Genomic DNA, 14214 nt, shown 5'->3' on the forward strand with positions numbered 1-14214 from the left:
AAAAAAGAAAAATGAAAAATAAATTTATAAAATCAGTTTTAATACTTGGAGCAATCTTTAGTATTACGGCATGTACCGACCTGGAACTAGAGGAAACCGATTCGGTTTTTCGTGAAGGTTCAGATGATGGCTTTTCCGGGGTAAGCGATGTACCTTCTGCTCTTGCAAACAATTATAATGCTTTAAGAGATCAGATGAATACTCAGGAAAATCTTTATGCACTACAAGAGGTTACGTCAGATGAAATGGTAGTACCGACAAGAGGTACGGACTGGGGTGATAATGGCCTTTGGCGAACACTTCACCAACATACATGGGATCCCAACCATCAATTTCTTTTGAACACGTGGAACAATAATAACAGAAATGTTTTTAATTTATCTGAAATTATTGCTCCAGAAAGTAATGCTAACCCAGAGCAAATAGCAGAGGCAAAATTCCTTAGAGCCTTTAGTATGTATTGGGTGATGGATCTTTTCGGACAGGTTCCTTTTAGAGAAGTTGATCAGGGAGCTGATGAAAACCCTAGAGTTATGACACGGGATGAAGCATTCGATTTTGTAATGACAGATATTACCGATGCCTTACCAGATCTACGAGAAGTTGGTCCTGGTGCCGAAGCTAATTTTGCCAATAAGGCAGCAGCACATTATCTTATGGCTAAGTTATATCTCAATAAGCATATATATGTAGGTGGCGAACCTGCAGTTGAAGATATGAATCAGGTTATTACCCACGTAGAAGCTATTGAAGAATTAGGTTTTGGATTACAGAGTGGTTTTTTTGAAATTTTTGAACCTTCAATAGATACAGAAACTATCTGGTTTACAACTACAGGAGTAGGTTCTAGAATCTGGAATGGATTACATTACAACCAGGGTGCACCAGGACAGGATGCCGGAGGTTGGAATGGATTTTCAACACTTGCAGAATTTTATGATCTATTTGAAGGTCCAGCGGATACCAATCACCCTGATGTAGGTCAGGAAGAAAGACGGGGCTTTGTACCTCTTGAAGGAACGACGGTTGCTGCAGCTGAAGGTTTTTTTGAAGGAAATAACGATGTAGATGATGATGGTTTTATCGATGGTTCAGATATTGGAATAGGATTTTTATATGGTCAGCAGCATGAGCTGGATGGAAGTGAAACTGTAGACCGCGGCGGTAACCCTCTCTTTTACACCGCTGAACTTCCCGCTTTAGTAGGTAATCCCGATAATACTGGAGTTAGGGTACTTAAGTACCATCCCTCCAATGGATCTTATGCAGAACATATGATTTTATTCCGATTTGCTGATGCTCATCTTATGAAAGCAGAAGCTATTCATAGAGGTGGAACCTCTGAAGAATCAGCTTTAGAGTTGATTAACGAGTTACGCGTGTTGAGAGATGCCACCCCAATATCAGCAGTAACCGATCAGGAAATACTTGACGAAAGAGGAAGAGAGTTATATAATGAGATGTGGAGAAGACAAGATCTTATCCGTTTTGGTCAATTTACCCAAGAGTGGGGATTCAAACCGGCTTCCGAAGAATATAGAGTCTTGTTCCCTATTCCTACCACAGCCTTAACATCTAATCCTAATTTAGAACAAAACGAAGGTTACTAATTCTTGAAATAGTTTTTATTTAAAGAGACTATCAATGCATTTGCATTTTTAGTCTCTTTTCTTTTAGACTCCTAAATTCTTCTTAAATTTTGTTTAAATTGCCAATTAAAATAGCCTCCCTTCTAACCTGTTTTTCTCAATGAAAATCACTTCTCATTTATCATCTTCAATTTTTGGTTCAATCTTTATTATGCTGTTTTTTATGGCTTGTGCTAATGATAAAACAGAAAATGAAATGCTTGCGGAAAAAGAAAATAAGGATGCATTATTCTCCAAAATGTCATCTGCTGAAACGGGAATCAATTTTGAAAACAAAATAACCAATACTAAAGATTTCAACATTTTTCGATATAGAAATTTCTATAATGGTGCGGGTGTAGGTATGGGCGACATCAATAACGACGGTCTACCTGATATTTATTTAACCTCAAATCTTGGTAAAAACAAACTTTACCTGAATAAAGGCGATTTTAAATTTGAAGATATTACAAAAAGCTCAGGAACGGCAGGAACAAAAAACTGGAGCACCGGTGTAAGTATGGTAGATATTAATCACGACGGACTCCTGGATATCTATGTGAGCAATGCCGGAAATATTGAAGGTGCAGATCGTAAAAATGAACTTTTCATCAATAATGGAGATCTTACATTCACTGAAAACGCCGCTTCTTATAATTTAGATGAAAATGGATTTACCACCCACGCCGCTTTCTTTGATTATGACGGGGACGGTGATCTTGATGTATATATTCTTAACAATAGCTTTATCCCGGTTTCCAGTCTAAGTTTTAATAACAAACGCGATCTAAGAAGTGAAGATTGGGACTTACCAGAAATTTTTAAAGGCGGTGGTGATAAATTACTTCGCAACGATGATGGGAAATTTACCGATGTTAGCGAAGAAGCAGGAATTTACGGAAGCTTAATAGGGTTTGGACTTGGAGTTACCGTAGGGGATGTAAATAACGATCAACTCCCCGATCTTTATATTTCTAACGACTTTTATGAACGCGATTATCTTTATATCAATAATGGTGATGGTACTTTTACTGAAGATATTAAAAACCGTGTTTCCCATTTAAGTCTTTCTTCGATGGGCGCAGATATGGCCGACATCAATAACGATGCGCGTCCTGAGATTTTTGTTACCGATATGCTTCCCGAAAGCGATAAACGCCTTAAAGAAACTTCAGATTTTGAGCGATATGATATCTATAAGCTCAAAGAAAGCAGGGATTTCTATCACCAATTTATGCAAAATACCCTACAGCTCAATACGGGTGAAAATTCCTTCTCTGAAATCGCGTTTCAAAGTGGTGTGGCACAAACAGACTGGAGTTGGGGCGCTCTAATTTTTGATATGGATAATGACGGTTTCAAAGATATTTATGTGAGTAATGGGATCTATCACGACCTTACTAACCAGGATTTTATGGATTTCTTTGCCAACGATATTCTTCAGGAGATGGTTCTTACCGGTAAGAAAAAAGAATTTGATTCCATTCTAAGTGAAATGCCTAGCAATCCTATTTCCAATTATGCATTTCAGAATAATCAAGACCTAACATTTGATAATAAAACCAAGGATTGGGGTTTAGATGAACCCAGCTTTTCCAACGGCTCTGCTTATGCCGATCTGGATAATGATGGTGATCTTGACCTTGTTGTCAATAACGTAAATCAGGAGGTATATATTTATAAAAACAGAACTTCAGAACAATCAGAAAATAATTACCTGAAATTGAATCTAAAAGGGGATGAAAAAAACACTTTTGCTATTGGTAGCAAAGCCCTACTCTATCTTGATAACCAGGTGCTTTCTCAAGAATTAATTCCTACGCGAGGTTTTCAATCTTCAATAGATTACAGCCTAACTTTTGGACTGGGAAAAACAAAAATAATCGATTCTCTCCAAATTATCTGGCCCAATAAAGCTACACAAGTCATTAAAAATCCTAAGATCAATACCACTTTACAACTGAGTCAAACAGAGGCAAATTCAACTTATAATTCACAAAAAAAACAAACGAAACCAATTCTTACTGAAATAAATTCAAAACTTCAAAACCACAAAGAGAATAATTATATAGACTACGATTACGAAGGATTAATACCAAAAATGTTATCGCGTGAAGGCCCGGCATTAGCTGTAAGAGACATAAATGGTGATGGAAATGATGATTTTTATTTAGGAGGCGCAAAAGGCCAGGCCGGAGTTCTCTATTTACAGAATAATTCTGGCAACTTTAGCGAAAAGAATCTTGAAATTTTTGCCTTGAATTCAAGTTTTGAGGACACCTATGCTGTTTTTGCTGATGTAAATGGCGATAATAAACCAGACCTGATAGTAGGTTCAGGCGGGAATGAAGCTAACGTTGATAATGAAGTATTTCGCGATAGAATTTATATAAATCAGGGAAATGGGAGTTTTAGCGCTTCAGAATATCAACTATCTAATTCTGCACAAAATACTTCAGTGATCGCGCCATATGATTTTGATAATGATGGCGACATAGATTTGTTTATAGGAAAGAGAAGCGTGCCGGGAATTTTTGGAATTAACCCCAAACATCAGCTATTAGAAAATGACGGTAAAGGCAGTTTTAAAGATGTAACCGATGCTAAAGCTTATATACTTAACGACCTGGGAATGATTACCGATGCCACCTGGGAAGATACAAATGCTGATGGGAAGAAAGATCTAATTTTAACCGGCGACTGGATGGCGCCTAAAATTCTTCAAAACAACGGAAATTCTTTTAACCTTGCAGATAGTAATCTGAACGAATTTTCCGGAGCCTGGACAGGTTTATCGGCTTCAGATATAAATGAGGATGAATATCCTGATTTTATTTTAGGAAACCGGGGCACCAATTCGTTTTATCAAACTTCAGCCAAAAATCCGGTTAAAGTTTATATCAACGATTTTGATAATAATGGCACTATAGAGCAAATTTTTACCAGAAATATTGATGGCAGAGATATCCCAATTCATTTAAGAAGAGAACTGGCAGGGCAAATTTCAGCAATAAAAAAACAAAATCTTAAATTTTCAGAATATGCTACGAAGTCAATTCAGGAACTTTTTTCAGAAAAAATTGTTGAAAATTCTATTGTAAAAGAGATAACCACTTTTAAAAGTTTTCTTGCTTTAAATAATGCTGAAGGTAACTATGAGTTTAAAGAACTTCCTACCGAAGCACAGTTATCAAGTATTCACGCTATTGAACATCTAACTAAAAAAAATGGAAATAGTTATTTTTTACTCGCCGGAAACGATTTCAACTTAAAACCCCAATTTGGGCGTTTGGATGCAAGTAAAGGGCTTCTCCTAAAAGTGAGTGGGAATGGTGAGATGGAAATTATATCTTCACAAAAATCTGGATTTTTAGTTGAAGGTGAAGTGAAACACATCAGGAAAATATCAAATAAAAATGGAGAAATTCTTATTCTGGTAGCCATAAATAATCAGGAACCAAAAATCTTTAAGTTTGATGAGAAAGCTCTTTAGCCTGGTATTTTTATTCATCTTTCTCACTTCCTGTGAAAAAGAAAAAACTTCGGAAGATTTTCTTTTTGAAAACCTGCCGGCAGAAACCACAGGCCTAAATTTTAGCAACGATCTTACCGAAACAAATGCGCTAAATATTTTAGATTATTTGTATTTCTACAATGGCGGCGGCGTTGCTGTGGGCGATATAAATAAGGATGGTTTACCAGATATTTACCTAACCGGAAATCAGGTAAAAAATAAACTTTTTCTTAATAAAGGAAACTTGCAGTTTGAAGATATTACCGAAAAGGCAGGAGTTTCAGGCAAGTCTAATTGGAATACAGGAGTTGTTATGGCCGATGTTAACGGTAATGGTTTGTTAGATATCTATGTTTGCGCAGTCTCTGGAATAAACGGTTTAAATGGGAAAAACGAATTATTTATCAATAATGGTGACGGCACATTTTCTGAAAAAGCTGAAGAATTCGGGTTGGATTTTCAAAATTATTCTTCGACAGCTGCTTTTTTTGATTTTGATAATGATGGCGATCTGGATATGTATCTGCTTAATCACGCTGTTCATACGGTGAATACTTATGGCCCTGCAGATATTAGAAATAAACGTATTGCTGAAAGCGGTGATAAACTATTAAGAAATGATAACGGAAAATTTGTGGACGTTAGCGAAGAAGCCGGAATCTATGGTGGCGCAAACGGTTATGGTCTCGGACTCGCCACTGCCGATTTTAATAATGACGGTTTCACAGATATCTACGTGAGTAACGATTTTCACGAAGATGATTATTATTATTTGAATAACGGCGACGGTACTTTTACCGAAACGCTAAAATCTAAATTTGGGCATGTTAGTCGGTTTTCTATGGGAAATGACGCCGCCGATGTGAATAATGATGGATTTATAGATATACTTACCCTGGATATGCTTCCCCAGGATGAAAAGGTTTTAAAAGCCTCTGTAGGAGACGACCCACGCGATTTAGATAAATTAAAAACCGAAGAATTAGGCTATCATTACCAGTACACCCGAAATATGCTGCAAATAAATCAGCAGGGGGATTACTTTCAGGAAACCGGTCTTTTAAGCGGTTTAGCTGCTACAGATTGGAGTTGGGCTCCCCTATTTGCCGATTTTAACCAGGATGGCTTTCAGGATCTTTATATAGCTACAGGGATACCCAAACGTCCCAATGATTTAGATTATATAAAATACGTTTCCAGCAACCAGATACAGAAAAAAATAAATAATACACGTTTAGTAGATAATGAAGCTTTAGAAATGATGCCTTCGGGAAAGGTGCATAATTACGTTTTTAAAGGTTCTAACAGCCTAAATTTTAAAGACCAATCGGGGAAATGGATGGCTCGAGATTCGGTTATTTCTACGGGCCTCTCCTATGCCGATCTGGACAATGACGGGGATTTAGATATTGTAAGCAATAATATTAATGCAAATGCGAGCATTTATGAAAATCGGGCAGACTCAACCTCTACCTATTTAAAATTATCTTTTAAGCTAGATACTCAAAATACCTTTGGCATTGGCACCAAAGCCATTGCCTGGCAGGAAGGAAAAATGCAAACGCGCCAGCTTTATAATTCCAGGGGATTTCAGTCTTCTTCAGAACCCATTATTCATTTTGGTTTTCCGAAGAAAGAAAAGTTAGATTCGTTATTGATTATCTGGCCAGACAATACTTACCAAAAAAAGGAAAAACTGGATTTAAATCAGCATTTGGTAATAAGTCCGAACCAAAAGCGCGATGCTATTGATTATAAAAAACTTTTCCTTGCGCCAAAGCAATGGTTTGAAAAGGTAGATTCTCTACCGGGAATTACTTTTAACCACAGCGAAAACAGGTATACCGATTTTGACAGGCAAAAATTGATTCCTTATCAAATTTCTGACCGTGGGCCCGCGGTGGCCGTTGGCGATTTAAATGGGAACGGGCTGGATGATATCTTCTTCGGAAATTCTAAATTTGAACCTGCAGAAATTTATTTTCAGCAGGAAAACATTTTTAAAAAGCAGGATTTTAAATTGTTGAAAAATGATGAAAAAACCGAAAATACATCAGCCATTATCGCAGATCTCAACCGGGATGATAAGAATGAACTTTTTGTCACTTCAGGTGGTGGAGAATTTTACGGGGAAGCAGATGCCCTTTTAGATAAATTATATTGGTTTGAAAACGGTGAATTAAAAGCTAAAAAATTACCGCAATTTTTTGAAAACACTTCAGTTGCGAAATTAGGCGATATTGACGGCGATGGCCACCTGGATATTTTTGTGGGTGGTGCAGCAGTTTCCAACGATTTTGGCAAGATCCCTTCCTCCTACCTGCTCATTAATGAAAATGGTAATTTCAGAATCCAGGAAAATTCAGAGCTGGAAAAAATAGGAATGGTTACCGATGCGATTTGGACAGATTTTGACCAGGATGGCCAGGAAGATCTAATTGTTATTGGAGAATGGATGTCACCTCAATTCTTCAAAAATAATAATGGAAGTTTAGAAAATATTTCAGGAAAAATACTGGAAGAAAAGCTAAATGGGCTTTGGCAGCGTATTATTCCTTTTGATATAAATAACGACGGAAAAATGGATTATTTACTCGGAAACTGGGGCCTGAATACTAAATTCCCAGCTTCGGCAGAATTTCCGCTAAAAATGTTTTATTCAGATTTTGACAAAAATGGAAGTACAGAAACAATTATAGCTTATGCCAAAAATCAAAAATATTATCCCGCAAACGGGCTCGATGAACTGGTAGGCCAGCTTTCCTATTTACGAAAGAAGTTCCCGCAGTATAAAGATTTTGCCGGGAAAACTATTGAAGAAGTTTTTGAAAAAGAAACCCTTGCAGAAGCTAAATTACTGAAAGTGCATACAATGGCGTCGGGATATTTGCTAAATCAGGAAGGAAAGTATATTTTTAAGCCTTTTGAAAGTGCATTACAGGTAGCGCCTATTTTAGCATTTTTAAAAGCCGATTTTAATAAAGATAATCAGGAAGAAGTACTGGTTGCCGGCAATTATTTTGGAATAACGCCCTACCACGGAAGATTTGATGCGTTAGCGGGAAATTTAATCACGCAAAATGGTGAGGTTTTAGAAGGAGTTGAACTGGGATTAAATCTTACTCAAAAGAGTGTAAGAAGCCTTGATTTAATTAATTTTAAGGGAAAAGATTATCTTATGCTAAGCCTGAACAATGGTAAACCACAATTTTATAAATTGAACAATTAAATGAAAAAATATCTTTATTTTTTTATAAGCACATTAATTTTAACTTCCTGTTCCCAGGAAGAAAAACCTATTATAGTTACAGCCGAGAATTATCACCAAACGGTAGATAAAATTACCGATATTATGGTGCACGATATTTTTTCACCACCGGTAGCCAGCAGAATTTATGCGTACTCCAACCTGGCTGCTTATCAGATTATGCGGCAGGAAAATAAAGATTTAATAGATCTCACTTCAAAATTTGAAGAGCTGGAACCTATCCCTAGTGTCGATTCTACTGCAAATATCAATTATAAACTCGCCGCGCTTGTGGCAAAAATAGAAATTGGAAAAAAATTAATTTTTTCTGAAGATTTACTTACCACTTACCGTGACAGTCTCTACACAGAATGGGAAAAAACGAATAAAGATGAGTTTAACTCATCAAAAGATTATGGCCTGGCGGTTGCTCAGCATCTTTCCTCCTGGATAGATAAAGATAATTATAAAGAAACCCGCACTATGCCCAAATACTCGGTGTATAGTGACGATCCCAGCCGTTGGCAGCCTACCCCTCCATCTTATATGGATGGTATTGAGCCTCACTGGCCAAAAATTAGACCTTTTACATTAGATTCTGCCTCCCAATTTAAACCTTTACCTCATCCCGAGTTTTCATTAAAAAAAGGAACCGCCTTTTACGATGAGCTCGTTGAAGTCTACGAGATTAAAAACGAAATGGAGAAAAAAGGAGACGAAGCCGAAGAAATGAAAATTGCTCAATTTTGGGATTGCAATCCTTATGTGTCTACCCAACGCGGTCATCTTATGTTTGCGACTAAGAAAATCACTCCTGGCGGGCACTGGATGGGAATTTGCAAAATTGCTTCTAAAAAGGCAGAGTTAGACTTCGCACAAAGTTCATATGCTTATACCACAACTGCTATCGCTTTGGCCGACGGGTTTATAAGCTGTTGGGACGAAAAATACAGAAGTAACCTGGTAAGGCCTGAAACTTTAATTAATAAGCATATAGACGAGAATTGGAAACCTGTACTGCAAACGCCACCATTTCCTGAATATTCTAGTGGGCATTCTGTAGTTTCCGGGGCGGCTTCTATTGTTCTTACCCGTATTTTTGGTGAAGAATTCAATTTTGAAGATGATACCGAGGTAAAATATGGTTTACCGGTAAGATCGTTTACTTCTTTTTCCCAGGCTGCCAACGAAGCGGCAATAAGTAGATTATATGGGGGAATTCATTACCGCTCTGCTGTAGAAAATGGAATTGTACAGGGAAGAAATCTTGGAAACCACGTAGTAGAAAACCTCAACATACAACCTCTTACCTACTAATTTAATGTCAAAAAAATACTGGCTACTGCTTCTTATTGGTCTACCTGTGCTTTTTTTGCTCTGGTATTTTACAATTAAAAATAATGATTACGCTATAAAATTTGAAGCAAAAGCGCTTCCAAGTGAAATAGTTTATAGGGTAGATTCTCCAATTTTTGATAAAATGGAAATCAATAATTCTGAAATTAAGTCTGATTTTTCCAGGGTAATTCAGGAAACGGAATTGAATGCAGAAAGTTATGAACTCATTTGGATTATTAAACCAAAAAACGATTCAATAAGTGAGGTAAAGGTTAAGGTAAACAATAAAAATAATTCTTTTAAGGATCGCTTCTTTTTACTGATAGGCCAAAACGATTTTCAAAAAGAAATGAAAGCTGAAATAACTTACTTTAAAAAAGCCCTATCCACAAATCACGAATTATACACCGTAAAAATTGAAGGAGAAAGTGTTTCTCCTGGAAACACCTGCGCTTGTATAACCGCCAATAGTAAAGTAGATCAAAAAGCTTTTGAAATGATGAAGACTATAGATATACTTTCAAATTATATCCTCGATAACGATCTTGAAACACGTGGAAGACCAAGAATTCAAATTAAATCCTGGGATAAAATAACTAAAAATATCAACTTCAGTTTTTGCCTCCCTATTGCAGAAATGAAAAGTTACCCCCGGAATTTATTAATCGATATTCAAAAAATTAGTTCAAGAAAAGCTTTAAAAGCGAGTTTTCACGGGAATTATATGTTTTCGCATAATGCCTGGTTTCATTTACTTGATTATGCCGAAAAAAATAATATTGAGGTAAAATCTGAAAATATTCTCGAAATTTTTAAAGATAATCCGCAAATGGGTGGAAATGCATCGCTATGGGAAGCTGAAATATACTTGCCTATCTCTGAGAGCAATAATTTGAACTAAAAAAACCTCACAGGTTTTTAAAATCTGTGAGGTTTGATATTTATTCACTGTACTCTTTAAAAACTAAAGCGACATAGCTTTTCCACCTCCCAGTTCATCTACTGAACCACAAGGAATATATTCCCCGGGAATTGGATCGTACCACATTACTTCTTCACCAATTTGTTCACTGGTTTTATAAGCCCATATTCCCATACTTCTTACTTCTTCTAAATAAGCTAAAGTACCTGCATCAGCATCTAAAGTTATTTTTTGATCTTTATCCTGCGGATCCTGGGTTTCTGTATTTCGTTTGGCTATTTCATCCCTTTCTGCGGGTGTTGCTTTGAGGTATTTCGCGACAATTTGCTCGTACTCTTCAGCACTGCCCTCTCCTTCACCTTTATCAAATTCATTTTTGAAAGCCCTGGAAAAAGCATCTGCAGATTGTTTAAATTTCTCCTGTCTGTCTTCGTGAGCAACTTCTTCCATATAAGAATCTATAAATTCAGCTATATTTAAATCCTCAGCACCCGGAGTATCAGTTTTTGGAATTATAACTTCTAAAATCTGTTTTAACGCAAATCCGTTAGAAGCACTTAAAAAAGTGGGCTCCCAGTTATAAGAAGGGTCATTTTTACAGCTTTGCAAAAGGTTTAAAGTAGTTGGACCTACAATTATAGCCCCCGCTCCAAGTCCTATGTTTCTTAATGCCTGTCTTCTATTCATAATCCTAATAATTAAGCGTTAGATGATTTTTTAAAATTTTTAGAAGCGTGGTCTGCAGCCCTTGCAGTCATTGCCATATAAGTTAATGATGGGTTTTGACAACCAGCAGAAGTCATAAAAGAACCATCGGTAACATATACATTAGGAACGGCGTGTACCTGATTGTTTCCGTTTAAAACCGAAGTTTTAGGATCTCTTCCCATTCTGGCAGTTCCCATTTCGTGAATTCCAAGTCCCGGTGCGCCAATATCATCATAACCCTGTACATCTTCAAATCCGCCTTTTTCCAACATCTCTATTGCTTGGCCTACCATATCTTCTCTCATTTTAAGTTCATTTTCTTTGAACTCTGCATCAAAAGTTACTGTTGGCAAGCCCCATTCATCGGTTTTATCATAATCCAGGCTCATTTTATTTTCGTGGTAAGGTAAGGTTTCCCCAAAGCCCATTAAGCCCATGGTCCAGCCACCCGGCTTCACAATGGCTTCTTTTAATTCTTTGCCGTAAGAAGCTTCAGCAATGCCTTCACTCCAGTCTCCACGACTTGCACCACCCTGGTAACCATAACCACGGGTAAATCCAAGGTTATCGCTTCCATTAATATTTCTAAAACGGGGCAAATAAATTCCGTTAGGTTTTCTTCCTTTATAATATTGGTCTTCAAAACCATCATATTTACCAGATGCTCCGGCTTTAAAATGGTGGTCCATTACATTATGCCCCAGTTCTCCACTATCATTCCCCAAACCATTCTCAAACCTATCAGATTTTGACTGCATAAGAATACTCGTAGATGCAATGGCAGAAGCGCAAAGGAAAATAACATTGGCTTTAAACTCTATTTCCTCCTTAGTTTCAGTATCTATAACTTTTACCCCAGTAGCCAGTTTGGTTTCAGGATCGTAAACAACCTGATTTACTACAGAATTAGGCCTTAAAGTCATATTTCCGGTTCGCTCTGCAGCCGGTAATGTAGAGGAGTTACTACTAAAGTAAGCGCCGTAAGGACAACCCCTAATACAACGGTTCCTAAACTGACAACTGGAACGACCTTCAAATTCTTTGTCTCCGGTAATATGTGCAACCCTACCTGCAGTTAAAACACGGCCATCACTAAAATTGTCGGCCATACTTTTTTTAAGGTGATCTTCAACGCAGTTTAGCGGCATTTGTGGAAGAAACTTTCCATCAGGTAATTGGCTTAAGCCAAGATTTTCACCACTAACCCCAATATACGATTCAACATAATCATACCAGGGTGCAATATCTTTATAGCGAATTGGCCAGTCTACACCGTGCCCATCTTCTTTATTTGCCGTAAAATCTAAATCACTTAAGCGGTAACTGTGCCGCCCCCACATAATAGATCTTCCTCCCACGTGATAACCACGCATCCAGTCAAATCTTTTTACTTCATTATAAGGATGCTTAATATCGTCAACAAACCAATGTGCACTGGCTTTATTGGTTGTATAACCGGTACGTGCCTGTTTTTCCTGACGTTTTTCTTCTTCCCGGGTTAATTGTCCTTTAAATTTATAATCCCAGGGATCATCATTCATTGTAGGATAATCTTCAATATGTTTTACCATACGTCCACGCTCGAGTACAAGGGTTTTAAATCCTTTTTCACTAAGCTCTTTTGCAGCCCAACCACCGCTAATTCCTGTACCTACGACTATTGCATCATAAGTGTCTTTGTCATAATAATTGCTCACTGTCCTGTAGTTAATTAATAATTTAGTTAATCGAATGCCTTCAAATATATAAATTTATGCTTATAATTTTGCTTCTTTAAAAAAAAGTATACTTTTAAGATCTTAAACTATCAGTAAAATCAACTCTTAAATACAATTTTATGAACCTAAGACCAACCAAACTTTCCTATTTTTTATTATTCCTTTTTATCTCCTTCGGAATTTTTTCCTGTAAAGATCAAAAAGCTGAAAAAGACAACGCAACAACCGCTGAAGTTAAAACCGAAGAAAATGCTGAACCATTTTTTAAACTTTCTCTTGCACAATGGTCTCTTAATAAGCCAATTTTTGCCGGGGAATTAGATCCAATAGATTTTGCTGAAAAAGCGAACGAAATGGGATTTGAAGGCATTGAATATGTTAGCAGCTTTTACGGCCAACGCATTAGTGAAGCCAGTAATCCTGAAGAGGCAATGCAAAAAGTGCTGGATACTTTAAAGGCAAAGAGTGAAGAATTTGATGTAGAGAACGTTTTAATTATGGTAGACGGTGAAGGAGAATTAGCCAGCCCCAATCAGGCAGAACGTGAAAAAGCCGTTGAAAATCATAAAAAATGGGTTGATGCCGCTAATTTTTTAGGCGCTCACTCTATAAGAGTTAATCTTTTTGGTAGTGAAGAACCGGAAGAATGGAAAGCTTCAGCCGCCAAAGGCTTAAAAGCGCTTAGTGAATATGCAGCGGGAAAAAATGTGAATGTTTTAGTAGAAAATCACGGATATCTTTCTTCTAACGCGGCACTTCTTGTAGAAGTAATTGAAGATGTAAATATGGAAAACTGCGGTACCCTTCCAGATTTTGGTAATTTTTGCCTTAAAAGACAGGGCGGTGAACGTTGGGAAGCAAAATGTGTAGAGGAATATCCAAAGTACCAGGGAATAGAAGAAATGATGCCTCATGCAAAAGCTGTGAGCGCCAAATCTTACGATTTTAATGACGAAGGGGAAGAAACGAGCCTTGATTATGAGAGAATCTTAAAAATTGTTCAGGATGCAGGATACACCGGTTTCATAGGGGTAGAATATGAAGGAGAGAATTTATCTCCTGAGGAAGGTATAAAAGCCACCAAAGAACTTTTAATAGAAGTTGGAAGCAAATTAATCAGCAACAATAACTAAGAGAAG

General features: G+C 37.1%; 8 protein-coding genes. 6 read left to right on the plus strand and 2 right to left on the minus strand.

The window, feature by feature from the left end; genetic code table 11:
• Positions 1-11: 11 nt before the first annotated feature.
• The 5 genes from AO058_RS14930 (at position 12) to AO058_RS14950 (ending at position 10628) form a co-directional block, all read left to right on the plus strand.
• Positions 12-1610, plus strand: coding sequence for a RagB/SusD family nutrient uptake outer membrane protein (locus AO058_RS14930; RefSeq protein ID WP_075327270.1), 1599 nt, complete (start codon positions 12-14; stop codon positions 1608-1610).
• 139 nt (positions 1611-1749) lie between these two features.
• The gene (locus AO058_RS14935; RefSeq protein WP_075327271.1) at positions 1750-5121 is read left to right on the plus strand and encodes a VCBS repeat-containing protein; all 3372 of its coding nucleotides are present in this window, start codon (positions 1750-1752) and stop codon (positions 5119-5121) included.
• A complete protein-coding gene (locus AO058_RS14940) occupies positions 5105-8371 on the plus strand; it encodes a VCBS repeat-containing protein (protein WP_075327272.1) in 3267 nt (1088 codons plus the stop codon). The genes AO058_RS14935 and AO058_RS14940 overlap by 17 nt, the downstream gene beginning before the upstream one ends.
• Positions 8372-9706, plus strand: coding sequence for a vanadium-dependent haloperoxidase (locus AO058_RS14945; RefSeq protein ID WP_075327273.1), 1335 nt, complete (start codon positions 8372-8374; stop codon positions 9704-9706). It abuts the gene before it with no gap.
• A gap of 4 nt (positions 9707-9710) precedes the next feature.
• Entirely contained in the window at positions 9711-10628 is a 918-nt protein-coding gene (locus AO058_RS14950; RefSeq protein WP_075327274.1) for a hypothetical protein, read from the plus strand.
• A 63-nt stretch (positions 10629-10691) separates the two neighbouring features.
• On the opposite strand, the gene AO058_RS14955 is transcribed toward AO058_RS14950, so the two are convergent.
• Complete coding sequence (locus AO058_RS14955; RefSeq protein WP_075327275.1) at positions 10692-11336, minus strand: gluconate 2-dehydrogenase subunit 3 family protein; 645 nt, start codon at positions 11334-11336, stop codon at positions 10692-10694.
• A gap of 11 nt (positions 11337-11347) precedes the next feature.
• The gene (locus tag AO058_RS14960) at positions 11348-13054 is read right to left on the minus strand and encodes a GMC oxidoreductase (RefSeq protein ID WP_075327276.1); all 1707 of its coding nucleotides are present in this window, start codon (positions 13052-13054) and stop codon (positions 11348-11350) included.
• 140 nt (positions 13055-13194) lie between these two features.
• Here AO058_RS14960 and AO058_RS14965 point away from each other — a divergent pair, with 140 nt between their 5' ends.
• The gene (locus AO058_RS14965; RefSeq protein WP_075327277.1) at positions 13195-14208 is read left to right on the plus strand and encodes a sugar phosphate isomerase/epimerase family protein; all 1014 of its coding nucleotides are present in this window, start codon (positions 13195-13197) and stop codon (positions 14206-14208) included.
• Positions 14209-14214 lie beyond the last annotated feature (6 nt).

Source organism: Salegentibacter sp. T436, assembly GCF_001932675.1.
Taxonomy (GTDB): Bacteria; Bacteroidota; Bacteroidia; order Flavobacteriales; family Flavobacteriaceae; genus Salegentibacter; species Salegentibacter agarivorans.

Bases quoted from the DNA above. Each gene is read 5' to 3' on its own strand.
- AO058_RS14930 (WP_075327270.1), top strand. From the start codon at position 12: ATGAAAAATAAATTTATAAAATCAGTTTTAATACTTGGAGCAATCTTT.
- AO058_RS14935 (WP_075327271.1), top strand. From the start codon at position 1,750: ATGAAAATCACTTCTCATTTATCATCTTCAATTTTTGGTTCAATCTTT.
- AO058_RS14940 (WP_075327272.1), top strand. From the start codon at position 5,105: ATGAGAAAGCTCTTTAGCCTGGTATTTTTATTCATCTTTCTCACTTCC.
- AO058_RS14945 (WP_075327273.1), top strand. From the start codon at position 8,372: ATGAAAAAATATCTTTATTTTTTTATAAGCACATTAATTTTAACTTCC.
- AO058_RS14950 (WP_075327274.1), top strand. From the start codon at position 9,711: ATGTCAAAAAAATACTGGCTACTGCTTCTTATTGGTCTACCTGTGCTT.
- AO058_RS14955 (WP_075327275.1), bottom strand. From the start codon at position 11,336: ATGAATAGAAGACAGGCATTAAGAAACATAGGACTTGGAGCGGGGGCT.
- AO058_RS14965 (WP_075327277.1), top strand. From the start codon at position 13,195: ATGAACCTAAGACCAACCAAACTTTCCTATTTTTTATTATTCCTTTTT.